At 40.2% G+C, this 23,909-nt stretch carries 23 protein-coding genes; 13 read left to right on the top strand and 10 right to left on the bottom strand.

Features of this window, described 5'->3' with window-relative positions; all coding sequences use genetic code 11:
• Positions 1–6 precede the first annotated feature (6 nt).
• From DS2_RS04490 to DS2_RS19655, 5 genes are all read left to right on the top strand, one after another.
• Positions 7–996 (top strand): tetratricopeptide repeat protein, encoded by a 990-nt coding sequence (locus DS2_RS04490; protein ID WP_035013445.1) that lies wholly within the window; start codon positions 7–9, stop codon positions 994–996.
• Positions 993–1,589: a PilZ domain-containing protein gene (locus DS2_RS04495; protein ID WP_051479616.1), complete on the top strand. Its 597-nt coding sequence runs from the start codon at positions 993–995 to the stop codon at positions 1,587–1,589. The genes DS2_RS04490 and DS2_RS04495 overlap by 4 nt, the downstream gene beginning before the upstream one ends.
• Positions 1,586–2,623 (top strand): agmatine deiminase family protein, encoded by a 1,038-nt coding sequence (locus tag DS2_RS04500; RefSeq protein ID WP_035013446.1) that lies wholly within the window; start codon positions 1,586–1,588, stop codon positions 2,621–2,623. The genes DS2_RS04495 and DS2_RS04500 overlap by 4 nt, the downstream gene beginning before the upstream one ends.
• A gap of 12 nt (positions 2,624–2,635) precedes the next feature.
• On the top strand, positions 2,636–3,520 hold the full coding sequence (locus tag DS2_RS04505) for a carbon-nitrogen hydrolase (protein WP_035013447.1): 885 nt from the start codon (positions 2,636–2,638) through the stop codon (positions 3,518–3,520).
• Between the two features lie 184 nt (positions 3,521–3,704).
• The gene (locus tag DS2_RS19655; RefSeq protein ID WP_051479617.1) at positions 3,705–5,321 is read left to right on the top strand and encodes a diguanylate cyclase; all 1,617 of its coding nucleotides are present in this window, start codon (positions 3,705–3,707) and stop codon (positions 5,319–5,321) included.
• Between the two features lie 24 nt (positions 5,322–5,345).
• Here the strand turns inward: DS2_RS19655 and lolE are convergent, their stop codons facing one another.
• The 3 genes from lolE to DS2_RS04525 are packed head-to-tail and all read right to left on the bottom strand — an operon-like array spanning position 5,346 to position 8,518.
• The gene (gene lolE, locus DS2_RS04515) at positions 5,346–6,596 is read right to left on the bottom strand and encodes a lipoprotein-releasing ABC transporter permease subunit LolE (protein WP_035013448.1); all 1,251 of its coding nucleotides are present in this window, start codon (positions 6,594–6,596) and stop codon (positions 5,346–5,348) included.
• A complete protein-coding gene (gene lolD, locus DS2_RS04520; protein WP_035013449.1) occupies positions 6,589–7,293 on the bottom strand; it encodes a lipoprotein-releasing ABC transporter ATP-binding protein LolD in 705 nt (234 codons plus the stop codon). The genes lolE and lolD overlap by 8 nt, the downstream gene beginning before the upstream one ends.
• Positions 7,286–8,518 (bottom strand): lipoprotein-releasing ABC transporter permease subunit, encoded by a 1,233-nt coding sequence (locus DS2_RS04525; protein ID WP_235188540.1) that lies wholly within the window; start codon positions 8,516–8,518, stop codon positions 7,286–7,288. Before DS2_RS04525 ends, lolD begins: the two co-directional genes overlap by 8 nt.
• A 228-nt stretch (positions 8,519–8,746) precedes the next feature.
• On the opposite strand from DS2_RS04525, the gene nhaB reads away from it, so the two are divergent.
• Together nhaB and dsbB are read left to right on the top strand one after the other, a co-directional pair.
• Positions 8,747–10,339, top strand: coding sequence for a sodium/proton antiporter NhaB (gene nhaB / locus DS2_RS04530; protein WP_035013451.1), 1,593 nt, complete (start codon positions 8,747–8,749; stop codon positions 10,337–10,339).
• A 78-nt stretch (positions 10,340–10,417) separates the two neighbouring features.
• Positions 10,418–10,951: a disulfide bond formation protein DsbB gene (gene dsbB, locus DS2_RS04535; protein ID WP_035013452.1), complete on the top strand. Its 534-nt coding sequence runs from the start codon at positions 10,418–10,420 to the stop codon at positions 10,949–10,951.
• Between the two features lie 72 nt (positions 10,952–11,023).
• On the opposite strand, the gene DS2_RS04540 is transcribed toward dsbB, so the two are convergent.
• The 3 genes from DS2_RS04540 to fadI all read right to left on the bottom strand — a co-directional run bounded on the left by DS2_RS04540 (position 11,024) and on the right by fadI (position 14,850).
• Positions 11,024–11,278, bottom strand: a complete 255-nt coding sequence (locus DS2_RS04540; RefSeq protein WP_035013453.1) for a hypothetical protein — start codon at positions 11,276–11,278, stop codon at positions 11,024–11,026.
• 114 nt (positions 11,279–11,392) lie between these two features.
• Positions 11,393–13,540: a fatty acid oxidation complex subunit alpha FadJ gene (fadJ, locus tag DS2_RS04545; RefSeq protein WP_035013454.1), complete on the bottom strand. Its 2,148-nt coding sequence runs from the start codon at positions 13,538–13,540 to the stop codon at positions 11,393–11,395.
• The gene (fadI, locus tag DS2_RS04550) at positions 13,540–14,850 is read right to left on the bottom strand and encodes an acetyl-CoA C-acyltransferase FadI (RefSeq protein WP_035013455.1); all 1,311 of its coding nucleotides are present in this window, start codon (positions 14,848–14,850) and stop codon (positions 13,540–13,542) included. The genes fadJ and fadI overlap by 1 nt, the downstream gene beginning before the upstream one ends.
• A 221-nt stretch (positions 14,851–15,071) precedes the next feature.
• Here fadI and DS2_RS04555 point away from each other — a divergent pair, with 221 nt between their 5' ends.
• Positions 15,072–15,353, top strand: a complete 282-nt coding sequence (locus tag DS2_RS04555; RefSeq protein WP_035013456.1) for a pyrimidine/purine nucleoside phosphorylase — start codon at positions 15,072–15,074, stop codon at positions 15,351–15,353.
• A gap of 166 nt (positions 15,354–15,519) precedes the next feature.
• Positions 15,520–16,551, top strand: coding sequence for a hypothetical protein (locus tag DS2_RS04560; RefSeq protein ID WP_035013457.1), 1,032 nt, complete (start codon positions 15,520–15,522; stop codon positions 16,549–16,551).
• Positions 16,552–16,558: 7 nt separating this feature from the next.
• On the opposite strand, the gene DS2_RS04565 is transcribed toward DS2_RS04560, so the two are convergent.
• From DS2_RS04565 to DS2_RS04575, 3 genes are read right to left on the bottom strand one after another with little or no spacing between them, the layout of a single operon-like run.
• Complete coding sequence (locus DS2_RS04565) at positions 16,559–17,020, bottom strand: hypothetical protein (RefSeq protein WP_035013458.1); 462 nt, start codon at positions 17,018–17,020, stop codon at positions 16,559–16,561.
• A gap of 22 nt (positions 17,021–17,042) precedes the next feature.
• Positions 17,043–19,577 (bottom strand): ABC transporter permease, encoded by a 2,535-nt coding sequence (locus DS2_RS04570; RefSeq protein ID WP_035013459.1) that lies wholly within the window; start codon positions 19,575–19,577, stop codon positions 17,043–17,045.
• Positions 19,578–19,602: 25 nt separating this feature from the next.
• Positions 19,603–20,349, bottom strand: a complete 747-nt coding sequence (locus tag DS2_RS04575) for an ABC transporter ATP-binding protein (protein WP_035013460.1) — start codon at positions 20,347–20,349, stop codon at positions 19,603–19,605.
• Here DS2_RS04575 and DS2_RS04580 point away from each other — a divergent pair, their 5' ends adjacent.
• The 4 genes from DS2_RS04580 (at position 20,350) to DS2_RS04595 (ending at position 23,417) form a co-directional block, all read left to right on the top strand.
• Positions 20,350–20,976: an arylesterase gene (locus tag DS2_RS04580; protein ID WP_035013461.1), complete on the top strand. Its 627-nt coding sequence runs from the start codon at positions 20,350–20,352 to the stop codon at positions 20,974–20,976.
• Positions 20,977–21,122: 146 nt separating this feature from the next.
• Complete coding sequence (locus tag DS2_RS04585; RefSeq protein WP_035013462.1) at positions 21,123–21,632, top strand: DUF2058 domain-containing protein; 510 nt, start codon at positions 21,123–21,125, stop codon at positions 21,630–21,632.
• Between the two features lie 18 nt (positions 21,633–21,650).
• Entirely contained in the window at positions 21,651–22,307 is a 657-nt protein-coding gene (locus DS2_RS04590) for a YceI family protein (protein WP_051479618.1), read from the top strand.
• A gap of 102 nt (positions 22,308–22,409) precedes the next feature.
• Complete coding sequence (locus tag DS2_RS04595; RefSeq protein WP_235188541.1) at positions 22,410–23,417, top strand: family 16 glycosylhydrolase; 1,008 nt, start codon at positions 22,410–22,412, stop codon at positions 23,415–23,417.
• Between the two features lie 66 nt (positions 23,418–23,483).
• Here the strand turns inward: DS2_RS04595 and DS2_RS04600 are convergent, their stop codons facing one another.
• Positions 23,484–23,870, bottom strand: coding sequence for an energy transducer TonB (locus tag DS2_RS04600; protein WP_051479619.1), 387 nt, complete (start codon positions 23,868–23,870; stop codon positions 23,484–23,486).
• Positions 23,871–23,909 lie beyond the last annotated feature (39 nt).

Raw genomic sequence — 23,909 nt, forward strand, 5'->3', positions numbered from 1 at the left:
AGTATAATGAGTAGTTCTGAATTAGAGATTGAATGGATTAGTTTAGAGAATGCATCTGAAATTACAGGAGCTTCTTTGGCGATCATTCAAGATACAATTCGAAAATATCAAGACAATCCACTAGCCTTACGTTGTCAAAGCATAGATGGAGAGGTATTCGTTGACAAAAAACAAATCATCAATCTCTTCCCTGCGTCTGCAAGCGCACTAGAAAAAGAAAAGATCCCAGGTACACTATTTCGCTGGTTTGATGATTTACGCCGTGCATACGAGACCAGTGTAAACACTATGTTTAAACGCGTTGAACAAGTGAAAGATCAACACAAGTTGGACGTAGAAACTCAATACAAACTACATATAAAAATGCTCGAAAAAAAGCATCAGCAGCAACTCAAACAATTTGCGGTGCACTACAAACAAATGCTTGTACATAACAAAAAAACCATTGAAAAATTAGAGCAAGACAGCGAATTCTATCAGCAACAAATCACAGCTCAACAACAAACCATCGCCAAACTTAATTCACGGTATGATGCTGTTATTTTAGCGTTAAAAGATAAAGAAAGACTGACAGAAAAAGACATTACTCCGTCCATGCCCAGTGCGCATGAAACTCACAAAACAATCGAGCAAACAACGGCTGATACAACTGCCCCCGACAACACAGATATTGCAGAAATACTCAACCAAGCATTTGCTGCTCGAGCAGACAAAGACCTTAATCTAGCTGCAGAATTATTTACTCAAGCCGCATATTTAGGAGATGAAAAAGCAATGGGCGCACTAGGGCGCTGTTATTGCATTGGTGAAGGTGTCGATAAAAACCTAGAACAAGGGCTGGCATGGCTGTATTTAGCGGCCGAATTTAATTTTGAGCCGGCAGTTATTAAAATTAACCAAGCTAAACACAAAACACCAGAGGCGTTAGAAAAAGCAATTCAATTAGCTGACGCACTGGCAATTCAAATAAAACTTAAACAAACTGAAAATTCATGAACCTTGAAGACAAAAGACAGCTATTCGAAGCATTTTTTACCTTACCTTTCGAAGTAAAAATAAATCTAGAACAAATAGAACAAAATCACGCGTTTGACCAGCAAGGTTTAGAATTAGAAATCCCCTACCCTTTTAAACTAGCTAGTGAGTTAAACAAAATTGATAACTCAAATAGCTATATGAATTCAAACCAGCAACTCCCGAATGACGTGAGTCGGATTCTAGCCATACAAAACAAAAAAATAGACTTAATGCTGTCCTATTTGTTAATGCAAGAAGATCAACAAAAACATAGATATAGCACAACTCGCTTCGGTGCCGGTGGCCTAACAGTTAAAAGTAACAATAATTGGCTTATCGGTGACAAATTTAAACTAAAAATATTTATGCCAGAAGAAGCTTGTGCCGTATACTGCTTCGCCGAAATTATCGGCGTAATCGACAACGAGTCGGATAAGTTATACGAAATTGTCTATAGCGTGATTCGAGACGAAGACAGAGAGGTCTTGGTTAGAATGGCGTTGCATCAGCAAAGTAAACAACTTAGACAACTTGCATTAGAAAGAGCAAGTCAAGCAAACGAGAACCAATGAACGCATATTTCCTCCCACCAGAATGGTACGGCCAAGACGCTATAATGCTTACTTGGCCACATGAACAAACAGACTGGAAGTCCAACCTAGCTAAAGTTGAGCCTGTGTATGTTGAGCTTAGCCAGCAGATCTGTGCTCGACAAAACTTACTCATTGTTTGCAATCATGATGGGCTAAAACAATCTGTCGAGAAATTGCTAGAACAACAGCAAGTAGATTTAAAGCGAGTCCACTTTGTCGTGTGCCCAACAGACGATACCTGGGCAAGGGATCATGGGCCGATTACCCTAATTAATAAACAAGGCAACCTACTCGCGTTGGATTTTACCTTTAATGGTTGGGGAAACAAATTTAATGCATGCAACGACAACCAAATCAATCAACACATATTTAAGCAGTTTTCAATCAACTACCAAGCGCTAGAATTTGTTTTAGAAGGAGGCGCAATTGAAGCTGATGGTAATGGTTGTTTAATGGTAACGTCGGAATGTTTATTAAATCCAAACCGCAACCCCAGTTTTACCAAGGATGAAATTGAACAACAGCTAAAACGACACTTTGGCTGCAGCAAAGTATTGTGGTTAGAGCATGGAGCGTTAGACGGCGATGACACTGACGCACACATAGATACACTAGCGCGTTTTGCACCGGCAAATAAAATTGTCTATCAGGGATGCGATGATCCACAAGATAACCATTTTAGCTCATTAGCGAAAATGAAATCACAGCTGGCAAAATTTACCAATCATTTAGACCAGCCGTATAAACTTTATCAATTGCCTTGGCCCGACGCCCAATACGACATGCATAATCAGCGTTTACCTGCAACCTATGCTAACTTTTTAATTATCAACGGTGCTGTATTGCTGCCAGTGTATGGTGTTAAGCAAGACCAACAGGCAATCAAAATTATGCAACAAGTGTTCGATAAACATGAAGTTATTCCGATTAACTGTCTTCCCATCATTGAGCAGTTTGGCAGTTTGCATTGCATCACCATGCAGTTACCACAAGGTTTTTTACAACAAGTTTAGTTGAAGTGAATTATGAAAAATTTAAAAGTTGCTTTAATCCAACACGCGAATACCTCAGATACCGCACATAATTTGGCAAAAAGTATCGAAGGTATCAAAGAAGCCGCGCACAAAGGTGCTAAATTAGTAGTTCTGCAAGAATTGCATAGGTCACTATATTTCTGCCAAACCGAAGATGTTGATATGTTTGAATTGGCTGAAACAATTCCAGGCCCCACCACTGACAAGCTATCTGAAGTCGCCAAATCTTTAGGGGTAGTGATTGTAAGCTCACTTTTTGAAAAACGCGCAACTGGGTTATATCACAACACAGCGGTCGTCATTGAGGCTGATGGCACAATTGCTGGGAAATACCGCAAGATGCACATCCCTGACGATCCTGGTTTTTATGAAAAGTTTTATTTTACGCCGGGAGACCTAGGTTTTGAGCCTATACAAACCAGTGTCGGTAAACTCGGGGTATTAGTTTGTTGGGACCAGTGGTTCCCAGAAGGTGCACGTTTAATGTCTATGGCTGGCGCAGAGTTGCTTATTTACCCCACTGCAATAGGCTGGGATCCTACTGACGACCAACAAGAACAACAACGACAACTAGACGCTTGGGTGATTGTGCAGCGGGCACATGCTGTCGCCAACGGTGTACCAGTGCTCAGTTGTAACCGAGTAGGCCACGAAACCGACCCCAGTGACAATAGCCAAGGTATACATTTTTGGGGAAATAGTTTTGTAACTGGACCACAAGGCGAAATTCTCGCCCATGCCGACAGCCAAGACGAAGAAATTTTACTCGCAGATATAGATTTAAACAGAAGCGAAAATGTACGCAGAATTTGGCCATATTTGCGTGATCGTAGAATAGACCACTACCAAGACTTAACTAAAATCTATCGAGATTAGCCAAAGATCACAGTCAAATTTAACGCAGAAATTAAGTGGTAAACGCTTGATTTCCGCGCTTATTCCACAAATTCAGATAAATTGTAGAAATGACTTTACCTTTAACCAAAGTGGTCTAATGTTATAAATACAAACTCATATAGTTTGGCATGTCAGCTAATTCATGGAAGTTTAGGTAGAAGGTATGGCTCAAATACAACAACTGAACAAAAACAAGTGGTTTTGGGGTTCTGTTTTAATTTTTACAACTTCAATCACATTATTGCAGTTTTTTGTAGAAAGCGAACTGGTCAAATCTCATCAGAAACAATTAGCCCGAATCGCTAGTTTGAATATCACCATATTTAATCAAATCTATGTGAAAGAATTAGAACCTGCCTACCACGAAACACAGCAAGTATTTTATCAAGGTCGTAATCCTGACCTACAAGTATCTGTATTGAATGAAGATGCCGAGCTGATTGTACACTCACCAGTGCATTGGAGTGAAATGGCGAGCTTAGTCGATCAATCATCTATGCAAGAGGTCAAGCTATTACAATCAGAGCAAAGTGCATACCTACATAGAATTGATCAACAATCAAATACGCCTTATATCTATTATGCACAGAAGTTCAAATCACCTGACAATAAAAATTACATTATTAGAATCGGGGTACCCAAGAATATTTTTCGCACTGTTTTGAATAATTTTCGGATGCAAATTGCGGTATTTATCATAGTCTTTATATCTTTTTATTGGTTAAGTCATAAATTAGAGCGCAAAAATATCCTCAAACTCGCCAGCGAACATAATGTCGAACTAAAACGTAAAATCGCCCAAACCGCAAATAATTATATTGAGCTACAAAACGCAAGTTCCTGTTTAGCAGTTGCTAAAACAACGGATGAAGCGGTCAACATCAGCCAGCAGTTATTAAAAAGCATATTTGATGATATTTATTCAACAATCGAATTATCTGACAACATTTACAAAAGCAATTCGATTTCATGCTGGGCAATACGAACAGGCCATAGCTACACTGCAAGTGATCCGCAAAGTTATTGCCAACACGCGGTCGCCCCACTGCAACAATATCAGTGTACTCACCATTTGTGTTACCCACTGCTAGCAGAAGGTCGAACATTCGGCGTTTTAACCATACTATTTGCTGAAGATAAAAGCATTATGGTTAAACAAGAACATGAAATACAATTTGAGTTTATCGCACAGAACCTAGCCTTAAACTTAGCTAGAATTGAATTAAAAGATAAATTGAATAAAAAAGCGAACACCGACTCTTTAACAGGTTTGTGGAATCGCCGTTACTTCTTTTCACATATCAATCAGTGGCGGCAAAATAAAGCAAACTTAAAAAAATCAGCTGCTGTTTTAATGTTAGACGTTGATTTTTTTAAACAGGTGAATGACACGCTAGGCCATGATGCTGGTGATGAAGCCTTGCGTATAATTGCAGAAGCTTTAATGACAAATTCACGTAGCGACAAGGATGTGGTCGCCCGCATCGGTGGTGAAGAGTTTGCAATCTTTTGTGAAAACATTGAAGTTGAGCAAGCCACATTAATGTTTTCACGAATCAGCAAATATCTAAAAGAAAATCCATTAAGGGGCCAACGCTTTATCACCGTATCCATGGGGGTTGCTTTTTACCCCAACTTCACCTTAGAAGGTGATGAGCTTGTCCGCCACGCAGACAAAGCGCTTTATGTTGCCAAAGAAAGAGGTCGAGACCAAATTTGTTTTGCACCATCCACTAAGTCTGTGAGAGATGTTAAAGCTACATCCACTAGAAAGACGTAGCCACCGAACATTCGGATTAACAGGTTAACTAAAGTGGCCAACCACCTTTGCTGGCTCAACTTTACTTGCTTTTACAGCTGGGTAAATTGTAGAGATTATTGATAAAAGCAAGGCTACACCGATAGTCAGTGCAACGTCAGACCAGACTAACTCGGTTGGTAAAAAATCGATAAAATAGATATCACCAGATAAAAATTTGCTACCGATTAATTGTTCAATAAAGGCAAAAATATTGCCCAGATAAAGCCCACCGACAACCCCCACTGCACTGCCAATAAGCGTACCTGTTACTCCGGATAAAATCCCCTGAAACACGAAAATCTGTACGATTTGTTGGTTGCGCATACCCATGGTTTTATATATTGCAATATCACCACGTTTTTCGTTAACAGCCATAACTAATGTCGACACAATATTAAAACACGCGACTGCAATAACAAGCGTTAACACTATATACATTACGCTTCTAACGAGCTGAATATCATGGTAAATGTGGCCAAACTGATGCGTCCAATCTTGTATATACACATAAACAGGCAATGTAAAGCCAATTTGCCGAGCAATTCTAGGGGCGTTGAACACATCATCTACTTTTAGCCGAACGCCTTGCACCCCATTTTGCCAACCAGACATTTCTGCAGCTTGATTAAGCTGCACATAACCTAATAGGTGGTCCAACTGACCGTTAGATTGAAATACACCTATTAGCGGTAATCTCGTCAGTTTTGGTGGTTTTATTCGACTCCCTGAATCTAATTGTGGTACCAGAATTTCAACCCAATCACCCACTTCTAGCGATAACTCATTGGCCAACCCCTGCCCCAATAGCAAGCCATTTTGCTGCCTGAATGCATTCTGCACGTCATCTGTGACATATTGACTGAGCGACGAAACAGACAACTCAGCTTGCCAATCAATCCCTCTAATTTCAACTGGCTTTAATTCAGCGCCATTTTGAATTAAGGCGCCTAAAGTAATAAAAGGTGCGACACCTTCGACTTCATCGCTTGATTGCATTATTTGCGTTTTCAACGACTGCCAGTCGTCAATCCCGCTGGCTTCCACTGAGGTATACTCAATATGGGGGATCACCGACAATAGACGTTGTTTTAACTCTCTTTCAAAGCCGTTCATCACAGACAACACCCAAATTAGCACACACGTCCCTAATGCAATGCCGACAACCGACGAAGCAGAAATAAAACGAATAAAACCATTTTGTTTACGGCTGCGGGCGTATCTAAAGCCGATAAACTTTGCCAGTGAACTATACATTTGTAATCTCTAACCCTGACTGGATTTCACCTTTTACCAATCGAAACTGTTTATCCATGCGCGAGGCAAGTGACAAGTCATGTGTCACAAATACAAATGACGTGGCCAAGTTTTGTTTTAAATCATCAATCAGTTTAAAAATACTTTGTGCATTTTCAGCATCTAAATTACCTGTCGGTTCATCCGCCAAAACGATTTTAGGCTGATTTACAATTGCTCTTGCAATCGCTACTCGCTGCCTTTCGCCACCAGACAAAGCCGAAGGAAAGTGTTTAGTTCTATGACTAAGACCGACTAAATCAAGCGTTTGTTGGGCTTTTTTTAATGCTGTGGCTCGTTTATTGCCAGCAATCAATAACGGCATAGCAACATTTTCTAGTGCATTAAACTCAGCCAACAAATGATGAAATTGGTAAACAAAACCTAACGATTGATTACGAAACTCAGCTTGTGCATCTGCCGACAATTGGTGAATATTTGTTTGTTCAAAGGTAACAACACCAGAAGTTGGCTGATCTAAAACCCCCATAATATGCAGCAAAGTACTTTTGCCCGAACCTGAAGAGCCAACAATAGCCACATGCTCTGCTCGATTTACCGTTAGGTTAACGCCCTTGAGCACGTTAACTTGATTGTCACCATCTTGGTAGGTTTTGGTTACATTAGTACACTGCATTATCACTTGTGAATTACTCATGTTTTAGAATCTCTGCTGGTTGCATTTTTGCAGCGGTATAAGCTGGGTAGATAGTTGCTAAAAAGCTCATAACAATGGCTGAAAGAGATGTTAATACCACTTGATTGGCTTCAATGACAACTGGCAAGCCACTCGCTTCATAAGCAGGGTTTACCATTATATGTATTCCCATTAGTTGCATTAGATCATTTAAATAAATGCACAACAACAAACCAAAAATGGTACCGACAACGGCACCACCAACCCCTTTGTACATACCTTGAAAGATAAAAATACTGACGATATCTTTGTCAGTCATCCCCATTGTTTTCAGTGACGCGATTTCAGCTTTTTTGTCATTAACCAACATCACCAATGCTGAGACGATATTAAAAGTAGCCACGGCAATAATGAGTGCCAGCATTAGCCACATAATATTTTTTTCCATTTTGACAGCTTGAAAAAGTTGCCCTTGGGTTTGCCGCCAATCTACTATTTTTAAGTCTGCGTTTTGTGCGGAAATCTGTTGTACAACTTTATCAACTAAAAAAGCGTTTTCTAAATATACTCTGTGAGTACTGATCTCTCCTATCGGTTGACGGAGCATTTTGTTTAGATCATATACATTTACTAACGCAACTGATGCATCTACATCAGAGCCAGCATCAAAAATACCGGCCACCATAAACTTTCGCTGAACAGGCATGCGGCCCATAGGCGTAAACACACTTTTTTCAGCAAGCATTATTCGAACTTTGTCACCCACACGCACATTTAAGCGAGTGGCGAGTTGTCGTCCAAGTACCAGTTGATAGGCACCTGGTTGCAATGCCATAAAATCGCCAACCTGAATATTTTTTGCAATCAGGGACAATGGCTGAGCACTATCGGGATCAACACCCTGAACACTAATCGCCTTCATTTGACTACTAGATTGAACTAACCCACTGGTTTGTATAAACGGAGTTATCCCCATTACATCTGGGATAGCGGCTAGAGAGGTCATATCAATCGCTGGATTTTTATTATTTTGTTCCACGACAACATGCGGAATCACACCTAAAATGCGATTTTTCAGTTCACTTTCAAAACCGTTCATCACAGATAACACTATAATTAGCGCCATAACTCCCAAGCCGATGCCAGCAACAGAAAAAAAAGTAATAAACGATACAAAACCGCTTTTACTCTTACTTTGACTATACCTTAGGGCTATAAAAAATCGATTGGCTTTAAACAATGTCACTTCAGCTTATATGTAAGGAGTTTATGGGCAAGCACTATACTCAATCTCAGCCGAGATTCAAATTTTTAAGTAAGCATATAAAAATTTATTAAACTGCATAATTATTCATCAAAAAAGCAGTTTTATGGTTGCTATTTAAGCCGTTTTCTATTCTAATCTGCACGCCTTTATTCGTCTTGAAAATTGTACACATTTTCTCCATAAATAATCCTATGAGGAACAAACTAAATGATATACACCATGCCACAAGCGCTGGTTAAAAATTTTTTGGGTCAAGCGCCTGATTGGTACAAATTTGCTATTATCGCCTTCCTAATTGTCAATCCAATACTATTTAATATTTCGCCATACATTGCAGGCTGGGTATTGGTCATTGAATTTATATTCACTTTGGCGATGGCGTTAAAATGTTATCCACTACAACCAGGTGGTTTATTAGCTATCGAAGCAATTGGTATAGGCATGACATCGGTTGACCATGTTATGCACGAAATTCAAGCAAACTTAGAAGTACTCCTGCTACTTGTGTTTATGGTTGCTGGTATTTACTTTATGAAGAACTTATTGTTATTTGCATTTACCAAAATGCTTTTAAGAGTACGTTCTAAAATGATGCTGTCGCTGGCATTTGTTTTTTCTTCAGCGGTTTTGTCAGCCTTCTTAGATGCGCTGACTGTTATCGCGGTTATCATCTCGGTTGCGGTAGGTTTTTATTCTATTTATCACAAAGTTGCTTCTGGAAAAGACTTTTCTGCAAAGCATGACCACACATCTGATGAAAAAATCGAACCACTATCCCATGAACAACTCGACCAGTTTAGAGCCTTCTTACGCAACCTATTGATGCATGCAGCGATTGGTACGGCTTTAGGTGGCGTAATGACCATGGTTGGCGAACCACAAAACTTAATTATTTCGGATAAAGCAGGCTGGGGATTTGCAGAATTTGCCATCCGCATGTCTCCTGTCACAATCCCGGTATTGTTATTTGGCTTAACCACCACTCTAGTCGTAGAACGTTTTAAAGTTTTTGGGTATGGCGCTGAACTACCACAGAAAATTCGTCAAATTCTAACCAATTATGATGAATACCAAGACAAAAAAATGACCAAAGTCGATGTGGCTAAATTTTGGGTGCAAGGTGTTATTGCTGTTTGGTTAATCCTAGCACTAGGTTTCCACTTAGCATCAGTTGGCTTAATCGGCCTTAGCATTATTATTTTAGCCACTGCGTTTTGTGGCGTTATTGAAGAACACGCAATAGGACATGCGTTTGAAGAAGCTTTGCCTTTTACCGCATTATTATGTGTATTTTTCGCAATTGTTGCGGTTATTATCGACCAGCAATTGTTTTTACCTGTTATCGATTGGGTGCTTACATTTGAAGGTCGTACGCAGTTAGCAGTGTTTTATTTAGCTAATGGTATGTTGTCTATGGTCAGCGATAATGTGTTTGTAGGCTCAGTGTATATTACCGAAGTTAAACAGGCATTATTAAATGGGCAGATAACTCGTGAGCAATTTGACTTGCTAGCTGTATCAATTAACACTGGTACTAATTTGCCAAGCGTTGCCACACCGAATGGCCAAGCTGCATTTCTATTCTTGTTGACCAGCACATTGGCACCTTTGTTACGTCTTTCATACGGTCGCATGGTATGGATGGCGTTGCCATATACAGTTGTGTTAACGCTAGTTGGTTTATTTTTCACTTGGGAGTTTTTACCTCAAGCAACTGAAACCTTGTATGAAATGCAGTTGATTGAGCACCACAGTGAAGTCGACACCCATGAAATTGACACATCTAGCGCTCATCATTAGGTGTCAATAAACTAGCTTTTATTTTGCAACTTATTGCATAATCAAGGTTCAAAGTCATAAATTTAATGGAGATTTCTTTTGTTGACTCAAATTACCCGTGTTACCAACTTACGTATATTTTGGGTATTGCTAGCACTCAGTGTGCTCGCGCTTGAGGTTGCGGCACTTGTCTTTCAATACGGATTTGGCTTTGAACCTTGCATAAAGTGTGTTTATCAAAGACTCGCACTGTGGGGCGTATTTGTTGCGTTATTGCCCGCTTGCCTTTTTCCCAAAGAAAAAGTCGTTAAGTTAGTCTCGAGTCTCGCCAGTGCTTTTTTTGCTGCTTGGGGTGCAAAAATCGCCATAGAGCACGTCGGTTTACAAAATGCGCCTAACCCGCTGTTTGCATTCTGTGAAGTGGTACCAGATTTTCCACAATGGTTTGCGCCTGACATTTGGTTTCCAGCGTTATTTGAACCAAGAGGCGACTGTAGCGCAATAGATTGGACATTTTTAACTTTGTCTATGCCGCAATGGATGCAAATAATATTTATTGGTTATGCTGTACTAGGTACTGCACTATTTATATTGACTGCAGTAAAAAAGTTTTCCGACATTAGAGGCAGTTAATCTTTGTTGATAATTTGAGCTGAGCGAAAATTGCCTTAGATAAAGCAAAAATAATACAAGGATAAACAGGTTTTATCGCTTAGATTTACGTTGCTGCTGCAGCTTTTTAATAAATTGCTTTTCTTGGTACTTGCGCCAAATTCGGCTGAACAAAGAAATAACCCCCACCAATAATACGACAAACCATAAAATTGGGCTCATCAGAGGGTTTTGGCTATGAGCCCCTTCCAACCATGATTGACCTTCGTCAAATAACCAAATAAACGCCAACGCAACCCCGAGCACACAAGCGGCGGTAATGATGACAACAACAAGTTGGGTAAACAATTGGCGGAATTTAATAATGATATTCTCGTTAATTGAGGTGTAATTATAGTGGGGGCAACTAGAACAAATACAAGAGAGTAGATTTACCGCAAAGCAAATCTACTCTGATATTGGTTAAGAATAAAAAGATTTTCCTTGCGCTTCGTAGTCCAATAAAATTTGCGCAGGTTCAAAGCGGTTTCCAAAACGCAGTTGGTAGCTTTGCAAACGCTCAACCAAATTCTCAATGCCATAACTATCCATGTAACGGAAAGGCCCACCCAAAAATGGCGGAAATCCAATCCCAAATATCGCACCAATATCACCATCTTGCGGTGAAGCAATTATACCTTCTTCCAGACATCGAGCAGCTTCATTCAACATCTGTATAATACAACGCTCGACGATTTCTTCTTGATTCAGTGACTGAGCTGCATCAATGGCTAATAAATCATAAATACGCTCATCAACGACACTTTGTTTGCGTAGCAGCTTTTTGATGGGGTGTGATTTTTGGTAGTTGTAAAACCCTTTGCGGTTTTTCTTACCCTTACGGCCATCTTCTAAAATGCGTTGAAATGCTTTTGGCGCTTCAAATCGTTCACCTAAGTTTTCGGTTAAAATTGGAATAATTTTGGTGCCAACATCAATACCAACTTCATCTAATAGTTTTAGGGGACCAACTGGGAATCCAAATTTAACTAAAGCTCTGTCAATAACCTCTATTGGCTCACCCTCAAGCAGAATCTGTGCAGCCTCATTTATGTATAGAGCCAAAATTCGATTAACATAGAAACCTGCACCATCTTTTACCACAATCGGCGTTTTCCCCTGTTTTCGTGCAAATTCAATTACACTTGTGATGGTTGCTTCACTGGTTGTTTCGTGAGGAATAATTTCAACCAAAGGCATTTTATCTACGGGTGAAAAATAGTGTAGACCAATTACATTTTCTGGACGTTTAGCTTTTGCAGCTATTTGCCCTATTGGTAACGACGATGTATTCGACGCAAAAATAGTCTCTTCATGGCAATGCGTTTCCACCGCTTCAACCATTTGTTGTTTAAGTTCTAAATCTTCAAATACAGCCTCTACAACTATGTCTCTACTTTTAAAGCCACTCCAGTCGATGGTGCCAGACAATTTGTTCAAGTTTTGCTGCATCTGAGCGTAACTCAAAAACCGACGCTTAACTTTTTTGTTAAGCAGGTCGTAACTGTATTTAAGCGCGTGTTGAATGCCCTCTTCACGAATGTCTTTGATTCTAACTGGGTAACCAGCTTTGACTGCGCTGACATAAGCAATACCGCCCCCCATTAAACCGCCACCTAATACTGCAACTTTGTCGCATTTACGTGCTTTATCAGCATTGGCTTTAAATTGTTTCTTTTGTTCTGTGGTCGATAAAAATAAGTGGCGCAATTGAAAGCTTTGTGGCGTTTGGCAAAGTTCAGCAAAACCACGAGCCTCAGCTTGATAGCCTTGAACAATACCATTTTCAACACCAACTCGAACCGCCTCAATTATACGGGCTGGGGCTGGATAATTTCCTAAGGTCTTTTTTTCAACTGCCTTCAACGCTTGGTCAAACAAGATGCCACGGCCAAATGAGTTAGTTTCTAACGCTTTACCAACTAAGTTCAATTTAGCTTTGCTGGCAGCAGGTTTACCTGCCAACACACGTTTTTTCGCAACTTCTAATAATATAGACTGTGGTACAAGATCATCAATCAACCCCAATCTCAGCGCTTTTTTTGCACGTACCTGCTTACCAGTTAACATCATATCCAAAGCATTTTGAATACCGATGAGTCTCGGCAATCTTTGGGTGCCACCACTACCTGGCAACAAACCTAATTTCACTTCTGGCAGGCCTAGTTGTGTTTTATCGTCATCAGATGCAACTCGGTAGTGGCATGCTAAGCTGAACTCAAGGCCACCACCTAAACAAATACCGTGAATTGCCGCTGCAAATGGTAAGTGTGACTTCTCTACTCTGGCAAATATTGCTTGACCACGACGAGCTAGGTCTTCTGTTTCATCAATTGTTGTGCAAGCAGAAATCATATTAATGTCAGCACCAGCAATAAACGAGTCAGGCTTGCCACTGGTTAAAACCACCCCTTTGAGGTCACGGTTGCTTTCAATTTGGTTTAAAATAATTTCAATTTCATCCATGGTTTGCCCAGACAATACATTCATGCTTTCATCTGGCACATTTAATGAGATAATCGCAACTTTATCCTTGTCGATGCTCATAGAAAAATGCTGTAGCTTACTCATTACGCTGCCTCCACTATCATTGCTGCACCTAACCCACCAGCAGCACAAGCGGTTGTTAAACCTAGGCCACCACCTCGACGTTTCAATTCACGTAATGTTTGGGTAATCATACGAGCACCTGTTGCTGCAAAAGGATGTCCATACGCTATGGAGCCACCGTTTACGTTAAACTTATCCATATCAATTTCGCCAATTGCTTGGCTTCGGTTCAATTTTTCTTGTGCAAATTTCTTACTTGCAAACATCTTCATATTAGCAAGAGTTTGCGCAGCAAAAGCTTCATGCATATCTACTAAATCTAGATCAGACAATTGCAAGCCGACTTTATCCAATACTTTAGGCGTTGCATATGACGGCCCCATTAACATATCTTCCCACACATCAATTGCGGTAAATGCATAGCTATGAATGTAGCCAAGAATATCTAAGCCTAACGACTTTGCTTTGTCTTCATTCATTAACAGAACAGCTGCGGCACCATCAGTCAAAGGCGTTGCATTTGCCGCAGTGACACTGCCATATTTGCGGTCAAATACAGGTCGCAATTTAGCGTAAGAGCCTAAGTCGGAATTTGCCCGAACATTGTTGTCTTGCTTTAAAAAACACTTAAACGGTTCAGGGAACGCTGTCATAACTTCGTCATCCAACAGCCCAGCAGCCCAAGCTTTGCCAGCTAAAGAATGAGAACGATGAGCCAGTTCATCTTGCGCTTGGCGGCTAATGCCATGCGTTTTGGCCATTTGTTCTGCTGTTTGCCCCATACTCAATCCAGTAGAATATTCAGCAACAGCTGGTGGAACTGGCGCAAGATCTTTTAAGCGCAAGCGCTTAATGACACTTAACCTTGCCCCTAAACTTCGGGCTTTGTTTAAATCGACTAAAATTCGCGCTAAATTTTTAGACACGCCAATCGGAAGAACCGACGATGAGTCCGCACCACCGGCAATACCACAGTCAATTGTACCTGCCATAATAGATTCCACTACATTCGCAGCAGCCTGAAAACTTGTGGCACAAGCACGAGTGACACTGTAGGCATCTGTGTGGACATTCATTCCTGTACCCAAAACAATTTCACGTGCAATGTTGGGGGCAGCTGGCATTTGCACAACCTGACCAAACACAACTTGCTCTATCCACTTTGGGTCATACTCATTCTTGACCATCATTTCATTCACGACCATTTTGGCCAAATCTAGCGCTGGTACGCCATGGAACTCTGTTGCTTGTTTCGCAAATGGCGTGCGTAAACCAGAAACAACCGCGATTCGTTTACCGCTAGTAGTTATGCAAGGTGAAGCTTTAGACATGTCGATTGCCCTTTTTTAAGTGGGTGTAAATTTTGTGGATTTAAGAGGTCTGACCTGAAAATCCATTTTAAAACCTTATGTACAAATTTAAAACACTTGTTTGAATTTTTCCATGACCTATTGATTAATTTAAGCAAAATTTATTAAAAACAACTTTTAAGTGTAATTTTAGACGACACAGATTAAAATGCTGCGTTTTTAGCATAACCAAGAGAAAAACTATGTTTGATGTAAACAGCTACTTCGATGGAAAAGTAAAATCAATCGCATTTCAAGGCGAAAAATTGCCTGCAACTGTGGGTGTTATGGCAGCCGGCGACTATGAATTTGGTACCAGTCAAAACGAAGTAATGACAGTCATTAGCGGAGCGTTAACTGTTTTATTGCCAGGTTCAAGCGATTGGCAAACTTTTACCTCTGGTCAGTCTTTTGAAATTGCAGCAAACCAAAAGTTTGGTGTAAAAGTTGAGCAAGACACTGCTTATTTATGTACTTATGAGTAATACTTAACAGTACACTTAGCCCAAGTATTTTACTTGGGCACCGACCAACCAGCAGCCGCCTGCCCCACCTGCTCTAGAAAAATGTCATGATTAGCCTGCACAAAAAACCCGCCATGCAATAACAAGCTAATTTTGCTAAAATCGGTTAAGAAAAGCAGGAGTATGCATGAAACTATTATACTGGTTAGACGATTGGTTGTCCCAAACCCCAGAGCAGCAACAAACTTCATTGCCTTTTGCTGGCAGTGATTTGCTCGGCGATGTATTTGTTAAATATCATTTTATTGACACTAATAAACCGTTACTGTTTACTTTTTCTCCTGCTGGAACCAATTTACAAGAACAAGATTTACACGAAGATTTTAATCCTTGGGGTTACAAGCTTGCTCGCTCGCAACAAGTAAATATTATTTCTTTTCAACACCTTGGCCGCAGCAATTGGTTTCGCAGCCGTAATTTAATCTTTTTTATAGAACAATTAGCAGAGCTGCTCGGCCCATTTAAATGCCGATTAGGTTATGGCTTAAGCCGTGGCGGATTTGGCGTGGGTGCATTCGCCAATTTGTTAAAACTCGATCAAGTTTTACTTTTCCATCCAGTCAGCACTAAAAATAAAGCCAAAGTACCTTGGGATCAACGATCGAGTACAGATATTGCGCAAAAATTTGATTGGCTAGGTGACTACCACGATGTCGATTTAGGCCACGCCAAGGGTTATATCATTTACGACCCAACCAATCCAACCGACAGACAACACGCTAAGCGCTACCCTCAACTCAACCATTTACGCGTATATGGAATGGGGCATGGTACTCACGCAACCTACCTGACAAAGTTTGGTTTTTATAAACAAGTTGCGGTCGATTTTATTGCCAATCAACAAATTGATGTTGCTGCGTTTCGCCAACAAACTCGTACACTGCGCTTTAAAGAGGACTACTATAAAAAACTTAATAAAGCCAATGCGCAATCTGCACACAGGCTAAGTTTGCTCAGCAAAGCTCATCAAATTCTGTTAGAAGAAAAAGCACAGCATATCCAAGACCATCAAGCGCAAATAGATGTGCAACCTTTAGTTGATATTGCCCTTAAGCATGAACAAGACAACCCACAAGATGCAATCCAGCTCCTGGAAGTGGCGCAACAATTATCACCCGAAGACCCTTTAATCGATCATAAACTTAAACAGCTAAAGTAAACCTAAGTTATGTAATTGCCAGATTGTCCAAAACTTTAGCTAAAGCAGATTGGCTAATATGCTCTGTTTGGGTAATCCGGATTAACGCAAACCGCCCTTGCATTAAGCTTTTCAGCCATTCCCGCTGTTGTTTGGCTGATTCATCCAACGCAAGCTCAAACACAACAACTACTTTGCCCGTTAAGTCAGTGACCACAGCATCAAGTGCTTTTTGTTGGCTATATTTTTTTAAAACTCTGTCTTCTACATCTAAAAGTTGACTCACTAGCACGTCCTGATGAACATGGTACTGCTCACCCAGCATTTGTTTTAATAACAAACTGAGCTGCTGCTTTGGCGATAATTGCACAACTGCTTTAGCTTGAGCTTGATTAAACTTTAACGAACCTTGCTTTTGGTTATAAACTTGCCAAAGTTTTACCCCAATAAGCAAACTAATAAATACCGCAGCCACAATAAAAATTTGCATAAAACAGCTAACTCACCTGCATCTAAGACAAAGAACGTAATAAAGCTTGCGTATTAATTTGCATCATACGCCAACAACTCATTAAGCCTAAACACCCAACAAGCACTGCACCTGTCACAATGCCAACTAGCCAATATTCAAAATGAAAACTTGCTTGCATTTTGAATACCTCGGTTTGAAGGACATATAAAGCGACTTCATTTGCAAGTGCAGCAAATAGTCCAGCCAATGCGCCAAGAACAACAAATTCGATTAACACACTTGCACGCAAAAACTTAGATGACGCCCCTAAAGTACGTAAAATAACTAATTCTTGTTTACGCTCGAACATACTTGCTTGAGTCTGTGCAACAAAAACCAAAATACCGGCAAAAACAACCAAAATTAGAATAAACTCTACTGCAAGTGATACTTGCTGAATAATTTCCCGAATTTGCTGAATAATCGCATCAACATCGATTAAACTCACGCTCGGGTAATTCATTAACAGACCTGACAATTCTGGCTTTTTATCGCTGGGTACGTAAAAACTTGCAATATGCGTTGCGGCAAATTCTTCCAACGTTTTGGGATTAAATATCATGAAAAAGTTTGGTTTCATTGATTCCCATTTTACAGTGCGAATACTGCTGACCACAGCAGTAAATTCTATTCCGCCAATATTAAAGGTTAATTCATCTCCGAGCTTTAAATCCATACGCTCGGTTAACCTTTGTTCAACTGATACATGATTTTGCTGTCGCTGCTCTGCTGGCAGTTCATTAAACCAAGTGCCCTGAACAATTTCATTCTCGTCAGGCAATTCTGCTGTTGCCGTTAAATTGAGTTCGCGCCCGATTGACCTCGGTGCATCTTCATCGGCGACTTTTTCCTTTTCTTTGCTGACCCTATCCCTAACATATTCACCATTAATCGCAATTAACCTTCCGCGTGTTACCGGATAGGTTTGCTCAACACGAATTCCTTTATTCGCAAAGTCGGTTTTAAAATTTTCGATATCAAAGTCGTTTACGTTTATAACAAAGTGGTTCGGAGTTTGTTCTGGTAGCTGAGATTGCCATTGCGCCAACAAATCGTTACGCAACACTAACACAATCAACAACAACTCGATTGCAAGGGTAAAGCTAATTAATTGCACACTGTTTGAAGTTGCTCTGCGATATAACCCCGCTACCGCCAATTTAAATGCACTACCTGCGTTGGCCCCCGCCTTTCGGCTGGTCCATATAGTGCTGCGCGCTAGCAACAACAATACTAAAGTAATACCGCCAGCAGATAACAACAAAGCTAAACTGAGTTTAATATTTTGACTGTAAATCCACATCAATAAAAAGATTGCAAATGCCGACACCAGCCAATTGAGCCAATCTTTAGCTTTGAACCCTTCAATATCTCGACGCAACACACGCAACGGAGGAATCGCAAATAACTTCAACAAAGGATAAACAGAAAACAAGGCTAAACTAATTGAACCCGTTAAAACTGCCAACCACCATGGTCGCGCTCCAACTTGTGGAATGTCTTCAGGTAAATACTCCGCAAGTAGCTGTAGAATTACGACTTGCCCGACATAACCAATCGCTAGCCCAAGGACAATGCCAATCAGCATCAAGGAAATCAGCTGGCTATTAAAAATCCATTTAATTTGCTTGGTTGAACCACCTAGGGTTTTGATGATAGCCACCAAGTCAAAGTGTCGTTCACAGAAACGGCTCGCGGCAACTGCGATAGCTGTCGCAGCAAGCACAATTCCCAGCAAACTAGCTAACAAAAAATATTGTTCGGCCCTTTCTACGGCTCGTAACATAGCAGACTCATCTGACTCGGTAGAACGCCAGCGATGGATATCTCGATTAAGTAAAGGTAACAAATAATCTTCGAATTCTGTTAATTGGTCAAAATCACCCGCCAAACTCAACCAATAACTAATTCGAGAACCAGGCTGAATAACCTGTGTTGCGGCGACATCATCAATATGCATAATAGCCATAGTACTGGCATTAAATACATTTAAATCGGCATCTGGCACAGTATCAATAATGCGAGTAAATTTTAGTTTAGTCGCACCGATTTCTACCCAATCCCCTAAAGCAACCTTGAGCTGACTAACCGATTTGCTATCCAACCAAACTTCGCCAGGTTGAACCGCTAGCTCAGTTTCTTGACCAGAAGTCCAAGCTTTATCGGTCAATAACACTTTGCCTCGCAGTGGGTAGTATTGATCCACCGCACGAATAGCGGTTAACTGCATATAATCGTTGGCAAACAGCATTGACGAAAAACGGATTTGAGCAGACGTGTTCAGTTCAAGTTGCTGGGCTTGCCTATGCCAACTCGGGTCAATTTCTCGGGACGATTCTAATACTCTGTCGGCCGCTAAGAACTCGGCGCTTTTAACCTGCAATGCCATTTGCAAGCGTTCGCTAAACATGGCTAAAGCGAACACACTTGAAACAGACAGCACCAATGCCAACAACATGATGGTCAATTCACCACGCTTAAACTCCTGTTTGAGTAGGCGTTGTGAAAGTGAAAACGACACCGCTAGTTGATTCATCAAAAACTCCTAAATCCTTTGCAATTTATGCAACTTGTTCTTTTTTATCTGATGCTTGTTCGTCAGCTGTATAGTCTGATTGGACACTGTTTTCAACACCTGTACTTTCAGTTAAATGGCCTGCTTGCATGGTTAATTGGCGTTGGCAACGTTTTGCAAGTTGAGTGTCGTGGGTCACCAACACTAAGGTTGTACCCGCTTGTTGATTAAGTTCAAATAACAGGTTTTCAACTATTTTGCCGTTTTCTGCATCTAAATTGCCAGTTGGTTCATCTGCAAATAGAATTTTTGGTTGGCTAGCAAACGCACGAGCAACAGCGACTCTTTGTTGCTCCCCACCCGATAATTGATTTGGATAATGATGACCACGCTCTTTTAAACCGACTTTTTCCAGCAACTCAAGCGCATGCTGTTTCGCATCTGTTTTGCCCGCGAGTTCTAACGGCAACATCACATTTTCAAGTGCAGTTAAACTTTGCACCAACATAAATGATTGAAAAACAAAACCAACATATTGTTTGCGCAGGGCGGCTCTTTGCTCTTCAGACAATTGGTGTAATTGGTGTTCACCTAGGCTAATCTCTCCTGACGAAACCACATCTAATCCAGCTAATAAACTTAGTAGTGTAGACTTACCCGAACCTGATCGGCCAATGATTGCAACACTCTCTCCATCCGCAATTTGAAAACTAATCGGGTGTAATATCTTGAGATCTTCTCCATTTGACCTTACTGTTTTAGTAATCTGCTCAACTTTTAATAATGTGGTCATATGTACAATCCTGTATCTGCTAAATGGTTTCGATTTATTCTATTCATTACGTTCAGTGTACCTTTATTGGTTCATTCTGCCCAATCACAAGTCAAAATATTAATTTTAGGTGACAGCTTGTCAGCAGGCTATGGGTTAGAGCTACAAGATGCTTGGGCCAGCCAACTTGACCGAGCAACGCCTGATTGGCAAATCATTAACGCCAGTATTAGTGGTGATACCACCCAAGGTGGTCTAAACCGCCTACCAAAACTTTTACAACAATATCAACCCGACTATGTATTTATCGAATTGGGCGGCAACGACGGTCTACGTGGATTTCAGCTCCCTGTTATTAAACAAAATTTAATTCAATTAGTTCAATTAACCTTAAAAAATGGTGCTAAACCAATTTTGGCTGAAATTAAAATTCCACCGAATTATGGCCAGAGATATTTAAAAATTTTTATTGAACAATACCAACAAATAGCCGACCAATTCGCAATTCCGTTAATTCCATTTTTTATTGAAGAGGTCGCGGTGAATCCAGAGCTAATGTTGAAAGACGGTATTCATCCAAATCTAGACGCGCAAGCGATAATTGCCGAACATATGAAAAAACAATTTAGCAAAGTGATTGAGGGTTGAATCATTTTGTGCCTTTGCGCACAATACGCGGCATATTTAATTGTATAAACTAACATCTTAAAGTAGAAAAAAATCGCCATCCAATCAGGCTGTTTTAAAGTCTTGCTTCAAGGTGCTTGAACGAAAAACAAATAAGAGAACAAACAATGGCAAAATCACTCGCAGAACAGCTAATGCAGGCTGGTGTTGTTAACCAAAAACAAGCAAAAAAAGCGTCGAAGAAAAGTAAAAAAAACCGTGAACTTAAACGAGAAGTTCAGGCTGCAGTACAACAAACCCAACAACAAAATGTACAAAAGTCAGACCAACAGAATGAAAAAATTCGCTTAGAAGCCCAACAAAAAGCCATCACTGCGCAAATCAAACAACTGATAGAAGTGAACGCAATTGAAAGTAAAGGTGACCTTGAGCACAACTTTAATTTTGAAGGTAAAGTAAAAACGTTGCGCGTATCATCTCAACAAAAACAACAGCTTGCCAATGGCTTTATCGCGATTGCACATCTTGGCGAAAAATTTTATATGTTGCCTGCAGCAGTTGCCGAAAAAATCGAACAGCGTGGTGAAGGCTACATAGTGTTGCTGAACGACAAAATTGAAGAAGACGAAGATGACCCGTATAAAGACTACCCAATCCCAGATGATTTAATGTGGTAAACCAACAAAGGTCCTTGTATGTTTAAACGCCGACTGAAGTTAACTAAGTTCACAAAAATAAGTCGCACACTGTTTTGCGCAGGTTCGCTGTTATTGTTAAACAGCTGCTCTAGTGTGCTTGAATTGGTTCAGCCGAACTTAGCGACCGATATGTCGGTGTTTAAATCAGGCGAATTCCAACTAGACACGGCCCATAGCTCACTCATTTTTAAAGTTAAACATATGGGCCTATCTTATTTTGTTGGCCGTTTTAACCAATTTGATGCCAACCTAGCATTTAATGCCGACCAGCCAGAACAAGCGAAACTTGGCGCTGTAGTTGATATGGCGTCTTTAGATGTGGTAGATGACGATTTTGAGCAAACCATTAAGAGTGATGATTGGCTTAATACAGCCCAGTTCCCCAAAGCTTATTTTGAAACAACAACCGCAACTCAAATCAATTCAGAAACCTTGCTGTTTGACGGCAACTTAACCTTTTTAGATGTCACTAACCCCGTAAAAGTCGAAGTTAAATTTAACGGTGCAGGTACAAATTTATTGACTTACAGCTATACGATTGGATTCTCAGCCAACATGACATTTAACCGTTCAGACTTTGGCTTAGACAAATATATCCCAACGGTTGGTGATCAAATCCTCATCGAAGTTGAAGCTGAATTTCAACGAAATTAAATTCAATCAACATAATTTACACACGTCATTGACAATTGTTAACAGTTTACCTATATTCGATAGGTATTCTTTAGATTATCTAACATTCAAGGCCGTATAATTATGAATTTAATGAATGATATAAAACCTCTCACTCTCAGTCTAATCACAATTGCGCTATTAGCAGGCTGTGGTTCTACGAGTCAATCAGAGCCTACTGAAACTGAACAACCCATTGATAATCAACAACCTGATAACGAAAAAGCACCGGACGACTCCGAAACACCGGAACAACCACAGGCCAAAGTAATAGATGTTAACAAGGCTGATCCAACTTTACCCTCTTTTGTTTCATTCGATAACACGACGCCTGACGGAAAGAAATGGCAAAAAATAGAAAACATGTCAGACGAATTTGATTTCTGGGATGATTCTAAGTGGATGAAAACCTACTGGAATTATGGCGATACGCCTGTCAACATGATGTCTAAAAATGCTGGCGTATCTGAAGGTAATTTATGGATAAAAGCAACACTAGACGAAGGTAGCGCCGACCAATGGTTTGAAACTGCTCGCGTTCGTTCTAAAGGAAAAATTAAGTTTCCTGTTTACACTGAAAGCCGAATTAAAACAGCGCACATATCTGCTTACAACACCTTTTGGTTAAATAACGGTGACTCAAACAACCGTGACGAAATCGATATTATCGAAAATAATTCCAACCCTTCTATGCAGGGTGCTAAGTACGATAGATACCCGCTAGAAATGCATTCTCAGTACTTTATTGTTAAAGATGGTGTCACCGAACGAGCTGGTGATAAAAACCCATCACATAGCAATCAGTTATCTGAAGGTAATACTTTACGCGGCGTACAATGGAACGAAGACTACCATGTATATGGCGCTTGGTGGAAAGACGAACACACAGTTCAATTTTACTTAAACGGTGAGCCTGTCAACTCGGTTACATCAACCCAAGAATTTACTTTAGAACAGCATATTATTTGGGATTTATGGACTCAAGATTCATCTTGGGTGGGTGGTTTACCAGCAAAATCTGATTTACTCGATGATAGCCGCAATACTATGAAAATCGATTGGGTTAGAACTTGGCAATTAGTTGACGAATAACACGTGATTTATCGCTAACCACAGCTCGATTGTGGTTAGCTAATGGAATCTTCGCACTAAAGTTTTTTAGTTAGACCTACCTAGATTAAAATCTAATCTCATCGAATAATTTTTTGTTTCAAGCGGCTGCCCATTTACCACCTTTGGCTGATAAAACCATTGTGATAAAGCATCTGTAGCTGCTTTATCAAAAACTTGGTTAGGCATAGACTCAATTACCACAATATTTACAGGTTTACCGTCTTTACTTATATCAAAAGACATTTTCACCCATCCCTGTACACCTGATTTAGCGGCGCTTTTTGGATACTTAGGTTGAACTCTTTTAATGAGTTGAGGTTTGGCTCTGTCAGTTAGAACAACTGTATTCCCTTGGCCAGATAAACTTGCACATCCTACCAAAAGCGTGAATAAAACCACCAATGAGGCGGTTTTGTTTAATTTTATATTCAATTTATCAATCCCTTATCTGTTCTGTATTTATTCAAACAC

Origin of the sequence: Catenovulum agarivorans DS-2 (genome assembly GCF_000568405.1) — a bacterium.
Lineage (GTDB): Bacteria > Pseudomonadota > Gammaproteobacteria > Enterobacterales > Alteromonadaceae > Catenovulum > Catenovulum agarivorans_A.